Origin of the sequence: Pseudomonas sp. AL03, assembly GCF_029960815.1 — a bacterium.
Lineage (GTDB): Bacteria > Pseudomonadota > Gammaproteobacteria > Pseudomonadales > Pseudomonadaceae > Aquipseudomonas.
This window is the reverse complement of record NZ_JASBRE010000013.1, coordinates 22,758-43,855: the sequence shown is the minus strand read 5'-3', so window position 1 is coordinate 43,855 and position 21,098 is coordinate 22,758. Positions and strand designations below refer to the sequence as shown.

18 protein-coding genes and 1 pseudogene are annotated in these 21,098 nt (G+C 57.5%); 4 read left to right on the top strand and 15 right to left on the bottom strand.

The window, feature by feature from the left end; translation table 11 throughout:
• Positions 1-156: 156 nt before the first annotated feature.
• From QK293_RS14520 to QK293_RS14490, 7 genes are all read right to left on the bottom strand, one after another.
• Positions 157-579, bottom strand: coding sequence for an AprI/Inh family metalloprotease inhibitor (locus QK293_RS14520; protein ID WP_282377998.1), 423 nt, complete (start codon positions 577-579; stop codon positions 157-159).
• A gap of 68 nt (positions 580-647) precedes the next feature.
• On the bottom strand, positions 648-2,105 hold the full coding sequence (locus QK293_RS14515) for a serralysin family metalloprotease (protein WP_282377996.1): 1,458 nt from the start codon (positions 2,103-2,105) through the stop codon (positions 648-650).
• Between the two features lie 481 nt (positions 2,106-2,586).
• Positions 2,587-3,045 (bottom strand): transposase, encoded by a 459-nt coding sequence (locus tag QK293_RS14510; protein ID WP_282377994.1) that lies wholly within the window; start codon positions 3,043-3,045, stop codon positions 2,587-2,589.
• A gap of 92 nt (positions 3,046-3,137) precedes the next feature.
• Positions 3,138-4,223, bottom strand: coding sequence for a polyamine ABC transporter substrate-binding protein (locus tag QK293_RS14505; RefSeq protein ID WP_282377992.1), 1,086 nt, complete (start codon positions 4,221-4,223; stop codon positions 3,138-3,140).
• A gap of 60 nt (positions 4,224-4,283) precedes the next feature.
• On the bottom strand, positions 4,284-4,625 hold the full coding sequence (locus tag QK293_RS14500) for a cupin domain-containing protein (protein ID WP_282377990.1): 342 nt from the start codon (positions 4,623-4,625) through the stop codon (positions 4,284-4,286).
• 43 nt (positions 4,626-4,668) lie between these two features.
• Positions 4,669-6,072 (bottom strand): FAD-dependent oxidoreductase, encoded by a 1,404-nt coding sequence (locus QK293_RS14495; RefSeq protein WP_282377988.1) that lies wholly within the window; start codon positions 6,070-6,072, stop codon positions 4,669-4,671.
• 50 nt (positions 6,073-6,122) lie between these two features.
• Positions 6,123-6,938, bottom strand: a complete 816-nt coding sequence (locus QK293_RS14490) for a helix-turn-helix domain-containing protein (protein ID WP_282378179.1) — start codon at positions 6,936-6,938, stop codon at positions 6,123-6,125.
• A gap of 264 nt (positions 6,939-7,202) precedes the next feature.
• Here QK293_RS14490 and QK293_RS14485 point away from each other — a divergent pair, with 264 nt between their 5' ends.
• Positions 7,203-7,475, top strand: a complete 273-nt coding sequence (locus QK293_RS14485) for a DUF1652 domain-containing protein (protein ID WP_033054957.1) — start codon at positions 7,203-7,205, stop codon at positions 7,473-7,475.
• 64 nt (positions 7,476-7,539) lie between these two features.
• On the opposite strand, the gene QK293_RS14480 is transcribed toward QK293_RS14485, so the two are convergent.
• On the bottom strand, positions 7,540-10,014 hold the full coding sequence (locus tag QK293_RS14480) for a UvrD-helicase domain-containing protein (protein WP_282377979.1): 2,475 nt from the start codon (positions 10,012-10,014) through the stop codon (positions 7,540-7,542).
• A 279-nt stretch (positions 10,015-10,293) separates the two neighbouring features.
• Between QK293_RS14480 and QK293_RS14475 the strand changes: the two genes are divergently transcribed.
• Complete coding sequence (locus tag QK293_RS14475; RefSeq protein ID WP_282377977.1) at positions 10,294-10,989, top strand: pirin family protein; 696 nt, start codon at positions 10,294-10,296, stop codon at positions 10,987-10,989.
• Positions 10,990-11,058: 69 nt separating this feature from the next.
• Here the strand turns inward: QK293_RS14475 and pgm are convergent, their stop codons facing one another.
• The 4 genes from pgm to QK293_RS14455 all read right to left on the bottom strand — a co-directional run bounded on the left by pgm (position 11,059) and on the right by QK293_RS14455 (position 17,374).
• Positions 11,059-12,705: a phosphoglucomutase (alpha-D-glucose-1,6-bisphosphate-dependent) gene (gene pgm / locus QK293_RS14470; RefSeq protein WP_282377975.1), complete on the bottom strand. Its 1,647-nt coding sequence runs from the start codon at positions 12,703-12,705 to the stop codon at positions 11,059-11,061.
• A 110-nt stretch (positions 12,706-12,815) separates the two neighbouring features.
• Positions 12,816-14,216, bottom strand: a complete 1,401-nt coding sequence (locus QK293_RS14465) for a PLP-dependent aminotransferase family protein (RefSeq protein ID WP_282377972.1) — start codon at positions 14,214-14,216, stop codon at positions 12,816-12,818.
• A 67-nt stretch (positions 14,217-14,283) separates the two neighbouring features.
• Entirely contained in the window at positions 14,284-15,774 is a 1,491-nt protein-coding gene (locus tag QK293_RS14460; RefSeq protein ID WP_282377971.1) for a hypothetical protein, read from the bottom strand.
• 568 nt (positions 15,775-16,342) lie between these two features.
• On the bottom strand, positions 16,343-17,374 hold the full coding sequence (locus QK293_RS14455; protein WP_282377969.1) for a zinc-dependent alcohol dehydrogenase family protein: 1,032 nt from the start codon (positions 17,372-17,374) through the stop codon (positions 16,343-16,345).
• 267 nt (positions 17,375-17,641) lie between these two features.
• On the opposite strand from QK293_RS14455, the gene QK293_RS14450 reads away from it, so the two are divergent.
• Positions 17,642-18,556: a LysR family transcriptional regulator gene (locus tag QK293_RS14450; protein ID WP_282377967.1), complete on the top strand. Its 915-nt coding sequence runs from the start codon at positions 17,642-17,644 to the stop codon at positions 18,554-18,556.
• Positions 18,557-18,800: 244 nt separating this feature from the next.
• Here QK293_RS14450 and QK293_RS14445 read toward each other — a convergent pair.
• Positions 18,801-18,932: pseudogene (locus tag QK293_RS14445) on the bottom strand (Arm DNA-binding domain-containing protein); the annotation flags it as partial.
• Positions 18,933-19,185: 253 nt separating this feature from the next.
• Here QK293_RS14445 and QK293_RS14440 point away from each other — a divergent pair.
• Complete coding sequence (locus tag QK293_RS14440; RefSeq protein ID WP_282377965.1) at positions 19,186-19,329, top strand: hypothetical protein; 144 nt, start codon at positions 19,186-19,188, stop codon at positions 19,327-19,329.
• Between the two features lie 105 nt (positions 19,330-19,434).
• On the opposite strand, the gene QK293_RS14435 is transcribed toward QK293_RS14440, so the two are convergent.
• Both QK293_RS14435 and QK293_RS14430 read right to left on the bottom strand, forming a co-directional pair.
• Complete coding sequence (locus QK293_RS14435) at positions 19,435-20,694, bottom strand: type II toxin-antitoxin system HipA family toxin (protein WP_282377963.1); 1,260 nt, start codon at positions 20,692-20,694, stop codon at positions 19,435-19,437.
• On the bottom strand, positions 20,687-21,004 hold the full coding sequence (locus tag QK293_RS14430) for a helix-turn-helix transcriptional regulator (protein WP_282377961.1): 318 nt from the start codon (positions 21,002-21,004) through the stop codon (positions 20,687-20,689). Before QK293_RS14430 ends, QK293_RS14435 begins: the two co-directional genes overlap by 8 nt.
• Between the last annotated feature and the right edge of the window lie 94 nt (positions 21,005-21,098).

Sequence of the window (21,098 nt, the reverse complement as noted above, 5' to 3'; positions counted from 1 at the left end):
GGTTCTTCCTGAGGTGTTATCCCTCGCCATACCTGGCGAGGTCTGTTTAATCTTTTTTTGCAAGTGCCGCTTGCACTTCAATAACAACTCTTTGTCGTCGACAAAGCGCTTCGATTATTGATCTGCGGCATATAACGCTGTTGACGGTCGTTGGACTTAATGCACTTCTCGCTGGAGCGTAATGGTCAACCCGGATTTCAACGTGCTTTGATAAAACCCATCACGATGCCGGCTTAAAAACAGCACTTTTGAGCCTTCAGGCCCAGTGATTGCGATGCCGTCAGGCTCCGTAAACCACCCGATTGTTTGCTCGCCCAGCCAGGCGCTCAGGCACTCGGCGCCCTCACCCAGGGTCTGGTTCGCTTGAAGGTCGAGGGTGCAGACGTTAGACGGTTTGTCCTGCAACGCTTGGGACGCTGGCGCGTCCTCTTTGGCGATCAGGGTCGCCAGCCATTTGCCGGCCAGTTCCGAGGGGTCTGCTAATTTCAGGCTGCTCGCCATGGCTAAATCTCCAAAAATCATCATGAACGTCGCCAGTAGCCACACGGTTGCTCTGCAGGTGAAGCCGTTATGGATCATAAGGCGCTTTACTCATCTCAAGGGGCAGAGAGCAGCGCATCTGCGCTGCCCTCCTTTTTCACCTCACATCACGCAGCGATGTCGGAGTAAGCCGCCTGGCCCACAGTGCTGACCAGGAAATCAGCCACGCCGTGCCCGGAGAAGTCCACCGACAACAGGCTGTTGCCGCCCGAAGAGGTCAACACCGCATCGCCTGCGGCACCAGTGAACGAGTTCACGAAGTGCAGGCCTGCGCCTTTGGTGATGCCGGTCAGGTCGATCTTGTCCAGGCCGCTGACAAAATCGAGGATCTGGTCAACGGCACCCGGTTTGGAATCGCTGCTGGCCGCGAACACGAAGGTGTCCGAACCGGCGCCACCCCACAGTTTGTCCGCACCGCCCGCGCCGAAGAGGATGTCGTTACCGGCACCGCCTTTCAGTTCGTTGGACACGCTGTTGCCGATCAGCAGGTCGTTGCCCGAACCGCCGATGGCATTCTCGAGGGTGACGCCCTTGGCGATGGACACGTTACCCACCAAGCCGCCAACGTCGGAAAACGAGGCTTCATTGAGGTTGATCTTCTGGTTTTGGGTAAAACCGGAGAAGTCCAGCGTGTCCTTGCCGCCCGCATCCCACACCGAAAACACAACCTTGTCCGACGACGAAGACGCGCTCAGGAAGTCGCGACCGGCGTTGGAGTTGAAGCCGTAAGTGGTGTCACCGGTACGGGTGGTGGTGTTGGCACCGTAGAGCTTCTGGATGGCCGCGATATCGTCCATCAGCGGACCTGACGAATAGGCTTCGACGCCGCCCTTGCTGAAGTTCTGATTGGTATTGCTTTCACTCCAGTAGCTCATGACGCTGTAACCGCGGGTGTCTTGCCCGTAGGAAGCGTCGTTGTAGGTCGGAGCGCCCTCGCCGGCGTTGTAGTCGCCAGGGTGGGCCAGGCCCAGGGTGTGACCGATTTCGTGGGTCAGGGTCTGCCGGCCGTAATTGTTCAGGTCCGGCGTCTTGTTTGGCGTGTAGCTGCTGTTGGTCAGGTACCAGGAAGTACCGTCATAACCCGCGCCCGTGCCAGGCAGATAGGCGAAGGCCGCCGCACCATCCTGGCCGCCGCTGTAGTTGCCGAAAGTCATGTGACCGTCGCCGCCCGTGGCCTTATCGGTGAATGTGACATTGGCCACGTCGGCCCAGGATTGCATGGCCAGCACCGCCTGGCCTTTCTGCTGGGTACTGAACTGGCTGAACCCGGTAATCCCGTGCTTGTTCATGGTGCTCGACGAGGCCGAGGTCAGGAACGTGTAGGTGAGTTCGATTTTGCCGCTGCCGTCCTTGTCCTGGTAGGCAGCGCCATCGCGCAGCAATTGGGTCGCTGCCTGGTCGACGGAGAAGGAGGGTTTGCCATTGACCGTGAGGTTGCCACCCCGATCATATTGATGGCTGAAGCTATTGATCTGGTTGAACGCAGAACTGGAGGCCGCCAATGCGTGCAGTGGCTGAAACGCCTGTTCGGCGGAATCAATAGCGTTGTTTTTTACTTTCGACATAAACACACTTCCTTGTTTTGCTATGGAACAGTTTTTTTAGATAGCGACAATCTCTGGCGAGATCGTCCTATCACTCGCCCAATGAAGGCGAAAGAAAACTGACACAATTTGAAATCAAACGTCTACATTTTTTTTGACGTCAAATTGTGATGTTCCAGCAAGTACCCGGAAACAATGACTGTGCTGTCGAAATATTGTTTTAAGTTGAGGGTTTCGGACTAGTTGTCTGACAATTACGTATTTAAATATTAAATATGGGTAAGTTTTTTTTGACGAGGGCGTCTCACTTTTTCGGACTTATCAATATGAGTGCCAGTGGATTGATATCAGACGGATTTGTAGAAGGCTTGAAATCTTGGCGACTGCTTCGCAGCCGAACGCAGGCTGCGCCAGCTGCTACAAGGATTGCGGCGTACGCGAAACCTGTAGCAGCTGCCGAGCCCGCGAGGCTGCGTTCGGCTGCGAAGCAGTCGTCAGATACTCACAACCAACACGCATCCCAAAGTGGGTAGTCATGAACGCGTGTCACCAGTCCTGCTCGTATTGGGTTGGCCACGACATATCGAGCAAGATCCTTCACGTCCTCCTCCCGTCGAACAGCACGATCGTGATACCCCTTTTGCCAGAGGCGCCCTCGCCGCCCTAACGCCTGATTGACCGCCAAGCTGCTCCGGGATTTTATTCGGCACATCAGCTCCGCCAGCGTCTTGTCGTGCAGCTGTACCAGGCAGTGCATATGATCCGGCATCACAACCCACGTCAAAAAATCGGCCCAACCTTCCTCCTGCGCCATACGCAATTGCTGAATAACCAACCTCCCCAATCGGTAATCAGCAAAAAACGGCTGTCGCTGATCAACGACAACCGTTAGCAGATAAATACGCCCTGACTCAGAGAAGCGACCAACGCGTAGCTGGCCCGCGTTTGTATAAACAGGCATTCCATTGCCTCCTGATCCATCGAAAGGAGGCCTGGAATCTACAGCGTGCCAGTCGACCCGACGGGCACCCAATGACTACAAAATATGAACCCTTAACTCCCGGTCCGGATCTTGTTCCACACCCGTGTGCGCACTCGGTCAATGTTCAGCGGCATCGCCTCCAGCGCAAACAATTTCCCCATCATTTCCGGGCTCGGGTAGACCTTGGTGTCATTCTTGATCGCCGGGTCGATCAAGCTGTCGGCCTGTTCGTTACCGTTGGCGTAGTGCACGTAGTTGCTGATGCTGGCCATGACGTCCGGGCGCAGCAGGTAGTTCATGAAGGCGTAGCCGGCCTTTTCGTCCGGGGCGTCTACCGGCATGGCCACCATGTCGAACCAGATGGCGGCGCCTTCCCTGGGAATCGAATAGCCGATGTCGACGCCGTTCTTAGCTTCTTTCGCGCGGTTTTCAGCTTGCAGAATGTCACCGGAGAAGCCGACGGCCACGCAGATGTCGCCGTTGGCCAGATCGCTGGTGTACTTGGACGAGTGGAAATAGCTGATATACGGGCGGACTTTCATCAGCAGCGCTTCAGCTTTTTTGTAGTCTTCAGGGCTTTTGCTGTGATGCGGCAGGCCCAGGTAGTTCAGTGCTGCCGGCAACAGCTCGGGGCCGTTGTCGAGGATCGCCACGCCGCACTTCTGCAGCTTTTTCATGTTCTCGGGTTTGAAAATCAAGTCCCAGGAATCCACCGGCGCGTTATCACCCAACACCGCCTTGACCTTGGCGATGTTGTAACCGATGCCGGTACTGCCCCAAAGGTACGGGAAGCCGTGTTCGTTGCCCGGATCGTTGGTCTGTAACGCTTTGAGCAGCGCCGGGTTGAGGTTTTTCCAGTTCGGCAGTTGGCTCTTGTCGAGTTTCTTCAGCGCCACACCCTGAATCTGCCGCGCCATGAAGTGATTGGACGGAAATACCACGTCGTACCCGGATTTGCCGGTCATCAACTTGCCGTCGAGGGTTTCGTTGCTGTCGAAGACGTCGTAGCTGAACGCGATGCCGGTTTCTTTCTGGAAGTTTTTGGTGGTGTCCGGGGCGATGTAGTCCGACCAGTTGTAGATCTTGACGGTCTCGGCCGCGTGGCTGAGGGACGCGATGAGCGCCAGTGGAGCCAAAGTCAGTGTCTTTCGGATCATGAGTCGATTCCTGTTTGGTTTGTATTCTTTTTATTGGAGAGCTGGCAGGCAATCAGAGGATCAAAAAATCAAAACGTAGGTCTTGCGCACGGTTTCCTGGATATCCCAGATGCCGAGGCTGTTGGCTGGCAACATCAGTGCATCGCCGGCTTCTATGTGCAGGGTTTCACCGTCATCCGGGGTAAAGGTGCAGCGTCCCTGGATGACGTGACAGAACTCCTGGGCGACGATCTGTCGCCGCCAGCGTCCGGGTGTGCATTCCCAGATGCCGGTTTCGACGCCATCGTCGCGCTCAACGCTGGTGGTCGAGGCCACCGCCACGGGTATGCCCAGCGGGACGGCGACCGGGTTTGACGCGTCCAGCTTCAGGGTTGCGGTGTTCTTGAATTGCGTGATGCTCATGGGAGTACCTGTCGATTGAGCCTATAGATGAAGAGCGCGCCCTTTACTGCATGAAACCTTCCATGAAGCCGGCAATACCGCTGGCCAGTTTGCGACGCCAGGGTGCGGTGGCCGGGTTGGCCAGGGTCTGGTCTTCGTGGACGAAGCTGCGGATGATCGCGTTGTAACCAAGCCAGCGACAGGGCTCCGGCTCCCACGCCCTGAGCGCGTCGAGACCACCCTGGATGACCCACGGCTGGCGAACCCGCTCGGTGTCGCGCTGCAGAATCAGATCCGCCAGGGTCCGGCTGCCCAAGTTGCTGGCACCAACGCCCTCCCCGCCATAGCCGCCGGAAATCGCGATGCCGCTCGCTTGATCGCAAAGCATGTGCGGCTTGAAACGCCGGGACATCCCCAGATTGCCGCCCCAGGCATGGGTAATCCGCACGTTCTTGAGTTGCGGGAAGAGCTCGCCAAACAGATAACGCCGCAGCTCCACTTCGCTGGTGCTCAGGTCAAAGTCATGGCGTAACTTGCCAGCGAACTGATAACCGCCCCGGGCACCAAACACCAAACGGTTGTCAGCCGTGCGCTGACCATAAGTGACTTGGCGGCTACTTTCGCTGAAGGCCTGGCCGCGACTCAGGCCGATTTCATCCCACGTGGCAGCGGATAGCGGCTCGGTGGCCACTATCAAGCTTTGCACCGGCAACTGATAACGTCCCAAAGGCGGCAAGGTGACCGAGTAACCTTCTACCGCCGGTACGATCCAGCGGCTGCGAACCGAGGCTTTCGCCGTGCGCAGGCCACCCGATTGCCATTGGGTGACCGGGCTGTTCTCGTAAATCCTGACACCCATTTTCTCCACCGTCCGAGCCAGACCTCGCACCAACTTTGCCGGGTGAATGGTCGCGACGTGCGGTGCATAGATACCGCCATAAGGTTTGGCGATTCTGATCTGTTGCGCCAACTGCTCGGGGCTGAGCCAGCGGTAATCGCTTTCGGTCAATCCCTGGCTGTAGAGCTTGTCGAGAGAGTGCCGAAGACTGGCTTCCTGCTCTGGATAGCGTGCGGCGCAATACAGCGCCCCGCCTTTGCGGTAATCGCAGTCGATACCTTCACGTTCGAGGACTGTCCCTACTTCATCCGGGATGCCGTGCAGCAGATCGAAAGAAGCTCGGCGCTGTTCGGGCGGCAAGTCGGCGAGCAAGCGGTCTTCGCCCAGCACATTGCCCATCAGCCAGCCGCCGTTACGCCCCGAGGCTCCGAAACCGGCGGTTTGCGCTTCAACGATGGCGATGCTCAGGTCAGGCGCCAGGCGCTTGAGGTAGTACGCGGTCCAGAGCCCGGTGTACCCCGCGCCAATAATGGCGACGTCGACGTCCAGATCCTGTTCCAACGAGGGACGCGCCAATAATGGCTCGTCGAGTTGATCCATCCACAAACTGATAGTGCGCCACGCCGGCATGCAAGACTCCGCCACTCAAACTTCGATGGCGTCGATCCTAGTGCGTGGACTTAGAGGCTGTCTTGCGCGCGTGCACGCAAAGAAATTTGTTTTACGTAGGCCTTGGGCGACTGGCCGGTGTGCTGACGGAAGCAGCTATAGAACGCCGACAGCGAATTGAACCCGGCGGCAAACGCCAGTTCGTCAATACGCAGTGGCAGCGTGGCGCTCTCCAGTGCCGCGAGCAAATGCTGCAGGCGCGCCTGGTTGACGTATCGATAAAAGCTCTGGCCAAGCACCTGATTCAGCAAATAGGAAATCTGATTGCGGCTGTACCCGCACTCGTTCGCCACCCGTTGCAGGTCAAGTTCGGGATCGAGATAAGGCTGCTGGCGCTGAAAATACTGCTGCAAGTCTTCAGCCATGAAACTCAGCTGGCGCGCAGACAGCCCGAGCCGACTGACCGCTGGGCGTTGGCTGCTGGCGGCTTTGCTGACGGGCTGCTCATGCACCAGCGAGGCGTACTCGTTGACCCGCCAGATCAGTCCGTCACGGACGGTAATCGCCTCGCTGGCCCGGAACGACACCAGGCCTTCACCGCCGCGAAGGGTGATGCGGTACTGAATGAACGCCGTGTTGCCGTCCAGGCGAATACGGTCCGAGTGCTCCAGGGCTTCATCGGGATCTCGAGGCATGCTGCTGCGCACGTACTCACGTAATTCAGGCAGGCCCATCACACGGTTCTGGAAAAAATCGCTGTACTGAATCTCTGGGTGATAGAGCGCCATGACCCCGTCCAGATCCCGGTGTTTCCAACGCAAGTGATAACGCATCACTGTGTCGCCCGTGGCCTGGGTTTGCAGCGGACCATCATCATCGGCTTGCATAAAGGACTCGGCGAGAAAAAAGCCGAGCTTGCCGAAGTTCTGCGTCAGCTTCAATGGCCAACCAGTGGTAACCAACTGCCGGAAACCCACCGTTCTCGTGACCTGCATCAAAAAAACTGAAGCAATCGCTAAACGGACTGAAAAATCCACATTAGTTTCACATCTGGATGCTACTTTTAAAGGCAGTCACCGGTTGAGCCATTGAAGGCTCTTCCCTCCTAACATGAGCTAAAGGAAGCGCTCGATGAATAAGGCGGGCAACACATGAATAAAGGGTTCAGTAAAGTCACCTTCCCAAACGCCTGCCAGCTGATGCGCTGGCATTTTCATCCTATGGGTTTCGAGGCGAGCATGGACGCGCCGGGCAGCATGATTGCCCGTCTATTTGACCGTGCCAGTGGCGAGACCATGATCGCCATCGCGGGTATTCCTTGCGCGACGGTCATGAATGCTGCTGATGTAGAGCGAATTATCGAAGCGGTGGAAGATGAGCTTGAGGCTTTCATTCCGCCAGTCGCCCTCAGGAGCTATGCCTGAAGGCAGAACACTCAATAACAAGCCCACGTTAAGTGGGCTTTTTTGTGGCGCAAGATTTTATGGCTCACGCCAATGTCTTGCCCTGTCGGTGATCGGCAAAGAACGCCTTGCCCTTGCCAATCCGATCGGAAGCTTTAGGCAGGTTGGCCGCCTGGGTGTCTTGCCCATCGACATACCAGTAGCAATGACTCACCGCCCGAGTAATGCCGACGTATGCCAGCCGCAGGGTCTCGTCTTTCTGTGCGTTGTCGTACGCTTCGTTGTCGCCAGCCTTTCCCAGACCTGCCATGCGGTAGACCTGATTTTTGTAAGGTGAACGGGTCAAGTGCTGACAATCACCCAGCAGGAAAACGGCGTCAGCCTGCAGCCCCTTGGCGCTGTGATAAGTCAGTTGCTTCAGCCGTCGTGCTTCGTACGGCAAGCTAGAATCCACATTAACTACAGACTGGATATGCTCTTCTATCAATGACTTATCGCTACTTTTTCGATAAAGCATCAAGATTGAATCGCCCTTTCTGTAATGCTCCATCAGGCGTTCGGCCATGCCTTGATCGTCGCGATCGAGAACGTTCACCGGCAGTAACGCCTTCGGCTCGCCACTTGCCCTGGCTTTCTTGCCAGCGATCGCGGGCGCCGCACGAACGATATGTTCGGCGGCATCGATGATGTGCTGGTGACTGCGGTAGTTGTCACTGAGCATGACTTTGGTCGTGCTCGGTGAAGGGAATTCCTTGTTGAATTCCATGAAATACGTCGGTGAACTGCCCCGCCAGCCATAGATGGACTGCCAGTCATCACCCACACAGAGCAATGACGAACGTTGTGCGCCGCGCCCCACGTGCATGGCCGGTCCGCGACTGCGGATTTCGGTCAGGCTCGCGCGGATCCAGGACACGATCTGCGGCGATACGTCCTGAAATTCGTCGATCATCAAGTGTGACACTGGCCTGAGCAGCTCATCGCTCAGCAGCTTCAGGTTTTCTGGAGAATGTTCGCTGAACAAGGCGAACATCCGGTTGTAGGTCATCACCGGTGGCTTCTGATCGAGCAGATGATCTTCCAGCGCTCGCCAGTACAAACTCAAGGCCTCGAAGAAAAACCGATCCGGGTCGTCCTTGGCAAAACTCATCTGACCCACGGCATTGGGCACATCCAGGCCGAGGTTCTCGATAAACCCCGCCGCCGCGACAAAACAGTCCAGCAACGGCGCAGAACCGAGTTCGCCCTTGACCTTGTAATCGAAACCCGGACCAGCACTGGCATCACCGGCAAGAGAAGCCAGTACACGCTTTGAAGATTCGTAACTATCTATCCATATCAATGACTTACGACAGAAAGCTTGAAACAGGGTGCGTTTTACCGCCCATTCTGCCCGGACGGTCAGTTTGGCATTCGGGCGGCTGACCTGCGGGTTCTCCCGAGGATCGAACCCCAGCACCACCCAAGCGTCAAGGCTCGGAATATAGCCATGACAATGAAACGTTGAGCCGTTGATATCGAACGTCTGGCGATTCGGCTCGATGCCTGTGATCGGCCAGGCCCCCGCCCGAAACCACAGATCTTCAACAGCATCGCAGAGCTCTTCATCACGCTTGGCGGCCAGTTCGGTCACGGCCATGCGCTTCTGCACGTCAGGGTGATCGCGTTCCAATTCCTTGAGCTGTAGCGCGTGACGGGACAATGGCTTGATCAATTCGCGGAGGCGTTCATTGCGAGTGTGCAGGCTGTGATAGCAAGCGTTAAGTTGTTGGCGCTGGGCATCGTTGATGCGCAAGTCGAAAGGATTGCTGTCAGCCTCCTCATCGCCGTTCTGCGGACGGTGACTGAGGCTTTCGAAGGCTTGCAGTCGCTCGAAGCCCGGCAGACTGCGAACCATCGGCAGGATTCGCGAATGGAAGGTGCGCACCAGATCACGCGCCTCTTTGAAACTGAGCACCCGGCCCCAGAGTGCAAACAGCTCAATCAGTTTGTTGATGAAGTCTTTGCGCGATTCACGGGTAAAGGTCACCACCGTCATCGAACTCAGCTCGAACCCCAGATAATGGGTCAGCAGCAAAATCCGCAACACCAACGTGGTCGACTTGCCCGCCCCCGCCCCGGCAATCACCGAGGTCGAGGGTGTGTCGCTGAAGATCATTTTCCACTGCGCGGCGCTGGGCTGCGCGTGCGGTGGCAGCAGTCGAGCGACATCCGTATTCATGCGCTTTTTCAACTCAGCGCTCAACGGCAGACGCCAATCGTCGAACAGATGGTCGTCAACGTTGGGCGGCCGGTGCGCGGTGGAGCGCGAGTCGCGAATCAGCAACACTTGCCGGCCTTGTTCCAACCCTTCGAGCTTGCCTTCTTTATAGCCGTAATCCACGCCGGCGCTGTGACCACTGCGAAAGCCATCCGCCTGGCCGTGCAGCCAGGACGCACGATGCTGTGCACGCAGCCGCGTCAGGCCATGGCCAAAAAAACGGGCGGCCAGACGCTTGAGCAGTGGCATCTCGGCCAACGGACGAAGTTCAGGAGGAAGATCGGGGGTGTGTTGCGGCACGCGGGCTGACTCCAGGGTGTGAGGCTGTTGCGGCTATGGTGTCTGCATTTGCCGTTCAGTTCTAGTGAAATGCTTACAGGTCATTGCCTTATGCAGTGAAGTGAAGGTTCGATGAGAATCTTTCGAGGTTATTCGATATCAGTTTATTCGATTGTATTGAGGCATTTTTTACACTTTTTATCGATTGATACCTGATAGATGATGCTTGCCATCAACCACCGGTTCACGTTTCGTGGCTCAGGCGCTCTGCCCCATGACGAACCTTTTCAGGAGACGATCATGCTTGAACTCAGACCTTTCAACTCCCTGGGCGGCGCCCACCATGGCTGGTTGGATGCTCATCACCACTTTTCGTTCGCCGAGTACCATGACCCAAAACGCATGAACTGGGGCAACCTGCGGGTGTGGAACGACGACGTGATTGCCTCTGGCACCGGATTCCCCAAACACCCGCACCGGGACATGGAAATCATCACTTATGTGCGTGAAGGCGCAATCACTCACGAAGATAACCTGGGCAACAAGGGCCGCACCGAAGCAGGTGACGTTCAGGTCATGAGCGCCGGCACCGGGATCGCCCACAGCGAATACAACCTGGAAGCGACCGAGACCAGGATCTTCCAGATCTGGATCATCCCGAACGAGTCCGGTTTAGCACCGTCCTGGGGCGCCAAGCCTTTTCCCAAAGGCCAGCGCGAAGGTTTCGTGACCCTCGCCAGCGGCAAGGCCGGCGACGATCAAAGCTTGCGGATCCGAGCCGATGCGCGACTGGTGGCGGCGAACCTGAAGGCCGGTGAGTCCGTCGAGTATCGTCTGGACAATGGCCGTCGCGCCTATCTGGTTCCGGCCACCGGTGTCATTGAAGTCAATGGCTTGCGTGCACACGCTCGAGACGGTATCGCCGTTGCCAATGAGCAGGTGTTGCGGGTGACCGCCATCGAGGACAGTGAAATTGTTCTGGTGGACTTGGCCTGATCGTGTAAACGCGGGACAAAAAAAGGGGCGACCGTCATGGCCGCCCATTTTATTTTCTGCTGCACTCAATCACTTCGCAGCAATTGCACCATCCACCAGTGTTTGCGCTTCTGCCACCAATTGCTTGAGGTGGTCGTCACTGACGAAGCTTTCAGCGTAGATCTTGTAGATGTCTTCAGTGCCCGACGGACGTGCCGCGAACCAGCCGTTCTCGGTCATGACTTTCAGCCCTCCGATCGCCTGGTCGTTGCCCGGTGCATGACTGAGGATGCTCTGGATCGCTTCGCCCGCCAGTTGGGTTGAGGTGACTTGGTCCGGCGACAATTTGCTCAGCAGTGCCTTCTGCTCAGGGTTGGCCTTGGCATCGACCCGTACCGAGAACGGTTCGCCCAGTTCGTCGGTCAAGGCGCGATAGGCCTGACTTGGGTCACGGCCGGTGCGGGCGGTCATTTCTGCAGCCAGCAGTGCCGGGATCAAGCCGTCCTTGTCGGTGCACCAGACGCCGCCATCCTTGCGCAGGAACGAAGCGCCGGCACTTTCTTCGCCGCCAAAACCCAAAGAGCCGTCGAACAGACCTTCGGCAAACCACTTGAAACCGACCGGCACTTCGTACAGGCGACGACCCAGACGTTTTGCAACGCGATCGATCAAGCCACTACTGACCACGGTTTTACCCACGGCGGCATCGGCGCGCCACTGCGGACGGTTTTGGAACAGGTAGTCGATCGATACCGCGAGGTAGCTGTTCGGCGCGAGCAATCCACCGGACGGCGTCACAATGCCATGGCGATCGTGGTCCGGGTCGCAGGCAAACGCTACGTCGAAACGCTCTTTCAGACCGATCAGGCCCTGCATCGCGTGGCTGGACGATGGGTCCATGCGGATTTGGCCGTCCCAGTCGACCGTCATGAAGCGGAAGGTCGGATCGACCTGTTTGTTGACCACTTCCAGATCCAGTCGGTAATGCTCGGCGATCGCTGACCAGTAGCGCACGCCTGCTCCGCCCAGCGGATCGACACCCAGATGCAGCTTGGCATCGCGGATAGCGTCGAAGTCGATCACGTTGATCAGGTCAGCGACATAAGTATTGAGGTAATCGTGACGATGGGTCGTGCTGGCCTTCAGCGCCTGCTCATAGCTGATGCGCTTGACGCCGGCGAGCTTGTTGCCGAGCAGCTCGTTGGCCTTGGCTTCGATCCACTTGGTGATGTGAGTATCGGCTGGGCCACCGTTGGTAGGGTTGTATTTGTAGCCACCGCTTTGCGGCGGGTTGTGCGACGGCGTGATGACGATGCCGTCCGCCAGGCCCGAACTGCGTCCGCGGTTGTAGCAGAGAATCGCGTGGGAAATGGCCGGTGTCGGGGTGTACTCGTCACCTTCGGCAATCATCACCGTCACGCCGTTGGCAGCCAGCACTTCAAGGGCGCTGGCGCCGGCCGGGGTGGACAGCGCGTGGGTGTCGATGCCGACGAACAGAGGGCCGTCAATGCCCTGGGCTTCGCGGTACAGGCAGATCGCCTGGCTGATCGCCAGAACGTGCCATTCGTTGAAACTCAAGTCGAACGAGCTGCCTCGGTGCCCGGACGTGCCGAAGGCAACGCGCTGGGTCGAGAGGGCGGCATCGGGCTGGCCGGTGTAATAGGCCGTTACCAGTCGCGGGATGTCGACCAACAGTTCTACCGGTGCCGGTTTGCCCGCAAAAGGACTGAGTGTCATGCAAAACCTCTGAAAGAGAGTGGTTCAGGAATAGGACGCAGTTTACTGGCAGTTTGACCGCAACGCGATGGGATCAATCCACGAGTGTCAGGGATGTTTTATGGCCCCGTTCAATCGATCGACTCCAGACGCAAGGCATCCCCTAACAGGCCCAGTGCCGCGGCCAAGTCGTGGTCGCCGACGAAGGTGTGACTGAGGCGCAAGTGTTGCGCGTGCAAACCCTGGAGACTGAACAGCTCTCCCGGTGCGATCACCACTTGGTGCTTGAGCAGGCGATGGAACACCCGACGTACATCGACCCGGCGCAGCGAACGGACCCAGATGGTTGCGCCACCCTGAGGCTCGACGTAGCGCAAGGCATCGCCCAGACGCTCCTGCAACAGCTGAGTCATCTGCGCCTTGCGATCCTTGAGCATTCGCCGTAATACCTGAAGGTGCTGATCGACACGTCCGTTGCTGTACAAGCGAGCGATGGCTTTCTGACGAATTGGTGACAGGCGAAACGAACGCAGAAGAAATTGCCGTTGCAGTTCAGCGCTGAAATGCCGCGAAAGCAGATAGCCGAATGGCGCCTCAGGCCCGATGATTTTCTCGAACGTGGAAAACACGATCAGCCGATCGGGGTCCAGCAGGTCGCGAAACCGCTGGTTGTCCGGTTCGAATCCGAGTTCGCCGTAGCAGTCGTTTTCCAACACCCAGCTGCCATGTCGCTCCAGCAATTGCGCAACAGCTTGTCGGTTGGCCTCGGGTGCCAGGCTGCCTCGCGGCATGTTCAGCCCGGATGAAACCATCACCAGCCGCACCGGCTCGGTCTCCAGCAACTCCTTGAGCCACTCGACGTCCAGGCCGCCGCTGGATTGCACCGCCAGCTCAATCACTCGCACCTGCGCAGCCTGGAGCAACCGCAGAATCGCCCAGTCGCACGGCGACTCGACCAGCACCGTGGCGTCCTTGAGACTCAGCACCGCGATCAGTATTTCCAGCACGCCGCGCAGGTCGGCGCCAATATAGACATCGTCAGCGTGCCAGCAGCGCTGCGGCGAGGTGGTGTAGCGCGCCGCCAGGGCGATGCGCAGCTCCAGCTCACCACACGGTTGCGATGACGGTTGCGGCTGACGCGGATACTGGCGCAGCAGTTCTCGCTCCAGCAGTAACAGCGGGCTGTCGAGCGGCTGTAGCAGCGCCGGCTCATCGGCGCTCAAGACCAGCATTCCTGGGCGCCTGGCGTTGACATAGACGGTTTCAAGCAGGTCATTGCCGCTGCTGAGTGCGCTGATGGAGGACACCGGTAACGCGTAATAGCCGGACTTGGCGACCGAGTAAACGCGCCCTTCCTTCTCCAGCAGCGAGTAAGCGTACTGAATGGTCGAGATCGATACACTCAGACGGTCCGCCAACTGTCGTAACGAAGGCAGACGGATGCGCGTGTCACCCACCGGCTCATTGATCAGATTGGTCAGGTATCGGTACACCGCCTGATACGCAAAGTCGGTTTCTCGTGGCCCTTTCATGGGCAAAGGCCGAATGCCATGTAAACGTGATCATGCATCGTCAATAAGTCCGTCAAACCAGGCACATTCAGCGCCCCGCAGACCATTCATCTGCCACAGCCGTGTCGTCGTCATAGTCGGCTGCTTCGGCTTGCAAACCTGCGCCGACGATTTCCGGGACGCCTGCCCTACCCTCACCCACAGACACCGGCCCCATGCAGTAAAGCCTACCGATCAGGGCGACAGGCAACCCACTGACGTCGGTCATCCATTGCAGAACCTGCTCCGGCACCGGATTGCCCTGCATTGCCCGGTGCAAATCAGGCATCGCCACGAGCATGCCGGGGTGGCACTGACGCAGAAAACGCTCAAGCGCCGCGCCATTCTCGACAAACGGTGAATAGAGCAGGCACACCAGTTGCGCCTCGCTCAGGCCAAGGTCTTTTTGCGCCTCGGCCGCTGCCAGAACTCGCTGCTCGGCCCACGTTGCCGGGTTGCCAAACACCTCCACCGCTTGTACGCACAAACGTTCAGCCAATCTTTTGCGGCGCATCATCACCAATGCCCGTTGCAGGTACTCGGCGACACCCCTCTCGTAGCTCCGGCCGTACACGAAGCACGACTGCAAACCCCGAACGTGTGCGCAGATAGAAAAGCTGACGTATTCGTTGTCGCTGAGCTGTGTTGCCGGCTCATCAGATTGAAATCCAAGAAACTCGGTGAGCAGTGGCCAGCGCTCTTCGAGGTTGCTGACCAGCATGTCGTGAATGTCGATGTAGGTGGCGCGGCGACACGCCTCAAATTGTTCGGCCGGACGCCACACTGCCTGGTCATGCTCAGCATTAAAAGCGCGGTAGCAGTCGCTGCCCAACTCATCGAGCAGCGCGAATAGCTCCTCGTAACCGCTTTCGTGGTGATTGGAGGCCTTGAGCCCGGCTTTGGCGGCGGCACGTTTCAATCCGTCGAGAAACTGTTTCTGCTGGCGAGGTGTGTCGCTACTGACCAATGCATCGACACCGCTGTTCCAACGAGCGATTTGCCCATAGAACTCGCCGGTGGCCAGGTACCCGTCGTCCCACAGATCAAGCAGCCCATTCCAGGCGCGGCGATGACCAACCATCAATAGATTGAGCCGATTCGACTCGCGGCCGGCTTCGGAGATCGGTGTCAGGTGGTTGAACGGCAGGACTTCCCGGTTATCGACCATCAACACTTCGACCCGAGGATCGTCGTAGAGGAACAAGGCACTGTAGCTGCGATGGATATTTTCCAGGACCGTAGAGCTTGTGCCGTTCAAACGCAAGGAAGCCACTCGCAACCGGAACGTCGCAGGCGCCCGGCCGGCGATGCTCAGTTGTGCAGCACGCAGCAGCGCCAAAGTGTAGCAACTGTCGCGGGACCCGGACTGAATCGCCAGGACCTTGTACTCGCCAATACGCTCCATGCCCCCGGCGGCGACCACCAAGCGCTGAATCATAAGCTGCAATGCCGTGCGTTCGGCGCGAGAGAAGAAACTCAACAATCGCTGCAGCACTTGCTGATAGACATAGTTCATCGCTTGATCATGGATATTGGTCATCTTTATTTACCTGATGCTTGTAAGTTCGATATCGCACTAACAACGGCATGCACTGCGCAATGGGTTGCCTGCCACGTTTGAAGTACTGGACGCTATTGCCAAATGCTAACACTTAAGTTTTTGGTAATTATTTGAAATGTTTGGACGCCACCCCTGCTCCGGCCAGAGACAGGTTGCCGCGAGCCCCTGCAGAGTCAGCCTCTTGCGACTGCGCGCAACATCCTAGGAAATGTCCGACAGCGTCCCACAGACATTTAGCACAAGAAATAAAGAAAGAAGTCGCCCATGTTGTGTCGGCAACTGCGCAACGATGCGCTATTTGTCGGATATGTATTAACAGTGTGTATTGAAAAGTATCAATCAGATACCCAGCCATGACTCATTCCTTGAGATGAAATTAATCATTCAATTATCAAGGCTTATATGATGATTAGAAGATACAGATTGAAAGCAAAAACCAGTTCAGTTGCTGAACTGCCCCATTGACCGGTCAATGGAAGGTCTCATTTATGGCAGATGACGCATACAGAAGAGTCCGTGGGGCACGGACTCTTGCAGAGGGGCTTATCTAAAGGGCTGATGCAGGTTGGACCTGGAGGGCGACCCGTTCGCGGCATGGGCATTCGTCCATGTAGCGGTGAGCTTCGACAAACTCGGCAAACGGGAAGACCCGAGTCTTGAGCGGCAGCAGCACGCGGTCGGCGGTCAGCTGGTTGATGTCGCGCAAGGCACGTTGCAGTGCGACCTGGTCCTGGATGATGCCCAGCTCCGGCTTGCCGGTGAAGTTGCCGATGCAGTGCACAAAGAACTGAATGTTCTTCTGGAACGCTGCACAGGCCGGGAATGGCGTCTGGTTGCCACCTTGCAGGCCGTACAGTACCAGACTACCGCGAGGTGCAAGCACATCGCCGAGCAACGACATCTGTGGACCGCCGAGACCATCGAACACCACGTCCACGCCGCGATTGTCGGTGATCTTGTTGATCTGCATCAGCAGGTCCTGTTCTTCGGTGACGATGACTTTCTCGGCGCCGAGGGACAGCAGGTATTCACGTTCTTCCGCGGTTTTGGTGGCGGCAATCACCCGAATGCCCAGCGCCTTGCCCAGTTGGACGAAGGACGGACCGGCACAGTGACTGGCGTCGGTCACCAGCGCGAATTGCCCCGGTTTGACCCGTGCCAGATCGACATAAGCAAAGTAGGCGATCAGCAGCGGCGTGTAATGCACACTGGCTTCGATCGGGCTGAGCACGTCCGGGTAACGGGTGAGTGCCGTGCGCGGCAGAACAATCTGCTCACCGTAGACCGGATAGTCGTTCGGGCTTTCAGCCGGGAAGCTGGCAACCTTGTCGCCGACCGCCAGATCATCGACGCCCTCGCCGACCGCCGTGACGACGCCGGACATTTCATGGCCAAGGCCTGAAGGCAGACGAGCGTGGGACGAGGCCAGGTTCTGGCGCCAGAGAATGTCGTACCAGCTGATGCCAATCGCCTCGACGCGCACCTGCACTTCGCCCGGCGCAGGGAGAGCGGCCGCATGCTCTTCGCATTTGAGCACCTCGGCTGGACCAAACTTGTGAAAACGGATCGTGCGGGACATCGCAAACCTCGTCAAAGAAACCTCTAATGCCCTGAACTCTATCTGGGCTTTCTACCCAAGACTATCAGTGGCTATTAATAGTCGACATGCCTGTCATTGATTCCGCAGCGCCGGCGACATCGTCAAATGCCGTGATACCGAAGCAGCCTTTTCAGTAAAACTGAATTACTCGGTGCAGAGTAGCAGCCTTTCCCCTTAGTATTCATGCCGGCCATTGTTCCCATATGGCCGCTTTCGTCAAGCTTGATGACTCTGCCAGGACTCCAGATGAATCGTAATGACCTGCGTCGTGTCGACCTGAACCTGTTAATCGTTTTCGAAACATTGATGCACGAACGCAGCGTGACCCGCGCTGCGGAGAAATTGTTCCTCGGCCAGCCGGCCATCAGTGCGGCACTCTCGCGCCTGCGCGGGTTGTTCGATGATCCGTTGTTCGTGCGTACCGGCCGCAGCATGGAACCGTCCGCCCGAGCGGTGGAAATCTTCGCCCTGCTCTCGCCTGCACTGGATTCGATTTCCACCGCGGTCAGCCGTGCCGCGGAATTTGACCCAGCCACCAGCACGGCAGTGTTTCGCATCGGTCTGTCGGACGATGTCGAATTTGCCCTGCTGCCGATGCTGCTCAAGCGTCTGCGCGCCGAATCACCGGGGATCGTGCTGGTGGTGCGTCGGGCCAACTACATCCTGATGCCAAGCCTGCTGGCCTCGGGCGAGATTTCCATCGGTGTCAGCTATACCGCCGACCTGCCGGCCAACGCCAAACGCAAGGTGCTGCGCCGCAGCATGCCGAAGCTGTTGCGGGCCGATACGGTACCAGGGCCGTTGAGCCTGGATGATTTCTGCGCGCGGCCTCATGCGCTGGTGTCCTTCGCGGGCGACCTCAGTGGCTTTATAGATGAAGAGCTGCAAAAGCTCGGGCGCAAACGACATGTGGTGCTCGCGGTGCCGCAGTTCAACGGACTCAGCACGCTCATCAGCGGGACCGATATTGTCGCGACGGTGCCTGATTACACGGCTGAAGCGTTGACGGCGGCCGGCGGTGTGCGGGCTGAAGATCCACCGTTGCCGACGCGCAGCTTCGAGCTGCACATGGCCTGGCGCGGGTCGCAGGATAATGATCCGGGTGAACGGTGGTTAAGATCGCGGATTCAGATGTTTTTTGGGGATCCGGATAGCCTCTGAGGATGCTTGGGAAAAGCCACTTAGAGGCCCGGAATTGCTCGGTATTATCCCTTCCAACATTCCAGTGCCATCCGTCAACATCTGCTTTATGTTTAATCTCACTGCTTAGGCGACGCTCCGCCTCGGTAAGCTCAGCTGCTCGCTGGAATGTTCGAGACTCGTCGAGGCGTTGCGCCTCGATTTTTGCCGTCTTGGCTTTCAACGGGGCAATGCAGTTGGCGATATCTCTCTTGGCTGCCCAAGCGATCTCGCGAGCCTCCTTCAAACCGACCACAGGATAAGCACCGATCGCAAAACGGTTCTCCTTTCCATGCAGGCGGTACTTCAAACGCCATAGCTTGGAGCCAGGTTTCCTACCTTTCCGCGGTTTGCCCACTTCGAGATACAGCCCAGGCACCTCGCCATCAGTGCACTGCCTGGCTCTGATACCGACCTCACGCGAGCGTCGCTAAGCTTACGTCTCGCAAAGGCTTCAAGATTCTCAATCATAGTTGGAGCATCCTTCTTCGAAAAAAAGAAATCAGCCCTGATTATGCCCCCAGATGCAGTGGATAGAGCAGCAGCGGGCTACCGATGAACAGACTGGGCGGCTTCGCGACTTGGATGAAGGGCTATCTAGACGTGAAAGGATGCATGATGAAACAGCACTTGAAATCGAGCGATTGAAAGCACTTCCAGAAAAAATCACGGTGGTTTTTTTTGCGGCAGACCCGGGCAGCAACTCCAGCGATAAGCTTGCTCTCGATGAAGATTTCCGTCATCCCCTGCGATGAGTACAGAGGACCATCAACTGCGCCTCAGACCTTCATCGCCGCCATCAGGGCGTTACCGCCCAGCAGGTTCAACACCCCGTTTGAAGTTGTAGGCGAGCAGTGGCGTTAGCGCAGCAGATTGATGTTCTCGTCGATTCGGCCCTGAATGGTATCCAGAGTGTTTTGGGTGATCACGCGTGGGTACATGTTCTCGGCGAAGGCCGCAAACTGGCTAGCGACGTGGCAAATTCTGTCAATGATGCCGCCAGCAGTCGCCACTGAGACCTCTGCTTCGTCTGCAAGTCTGAGCATCACATCTCGGTCAATCTCCAAGGCCTCGCCCATCACGTCCATCTGGTGATAACCGCCCGGTCCCTCGCAGAAAGTCACGTCGTAGGCCGGCGCCAGCTGCCATACACCGGACGGCGACATGACGTAGGCGAAGTTTTTGGGATGGTCGTCTCGGTTGTTGAACGCGACATTGAAAACGGCACGCTCGAAGGCGATAGCTTTCTCTCGTACATCGTTGGTGCACATCTGTGTCGCACGCAAGAAGTTGACATAGTCCAAGGACCCTGGTGACTTGTAGTCGGCCCCGGTAAAGGTTGCAAGGCTTTGCATGGGCACGCGCTTACCGTCTATACGATCAAAGCGTTTACTCGCGAAGGCTGCCAGCCCGTTGGGCAGACTAAAGTGCTGCGTGTCCGGGGTCTGGATGCCGCACATGCGCAAGCACTTGGCATAGACCATTTCGATAGCACACACCTCAGGATGTTCTTCTTTTGCCGGGAATTTAATCAGCCAGGCTTCAAAGCCCGGCTTGGCGGCGGTGGTAAAGGCTCCAGTTTGAGGATCGCGATAGACCAACGCCTTTGGCCTGGCGCCTTGAGGCGAGCCCCCCACCAGCAGCAACGTCTGCAGGAATTCCCCACCTTCACCATTGAGAACTTCCTGAATCTCAGCCGCAAGCAGCTCAAGGGGGATATGCGTTTGCGGCTCCTGCCCCTCGGGCGCCATGGGCTCGAACGACAGTGCCCCCATGGCATTGTTGCCAATATAGGCCAGCCGCTCCAGAGGTCCTATGCGTGCTGTGTTGAGGCCGCGGCGCCTGAACAACCGGTCCATCAGCAGCATGCCCCAACCGTCAGGTAACGAGTCATAGACAGGCCCTGGCAGGCCTAACTGGTGGGACGGAAAGCCTCGACGTAACTGGGGTCCCTCCAATGGAAGTGTGTAGGACGACAGCTCCAGGCCTCTACTCTTTGCTTCATTGCTGTACTCAAACACAATCTGCGGACGACCGGTGATGGCGGTCGTAGACACCAGCGTGCCCCACAGCCAACGCTCACCCCAACCATCGTAGTAGACGTCAACTTGCTCAAGCATTGTCGGACTTCCTCTTGGTACGATGACGATTGACACTGTTTTCGTATCGGCGAATGTCTTCGAGGCTGTCCAGCTTTGGCAAGAACAGTCCTTCGAGCTCCTTGGTTCGTCCAAGAACCATAGCCACACGGACCACATTCTCGAACCCGACATTGCGCCCAGCTTCGAGGTTGGACACGGTATTGGTCCCGACACCGGCGCGACCGGCCACATCGGCTTGCGTCATCTGCAGAGCCAGCCGCTCCGTGCGCAGGCGATCGCAGAGTCGCTTGAGGATCTCACTCGGCTTACTGAAACTTAAATCCAACATAACGTGTCTCCCGTCGCTGCACACCGCTTAATACCCAAAATTATAGAATTAACCACAATTCTGTTCAAGGCGCGTAATTCCCTAATTTTGTGCT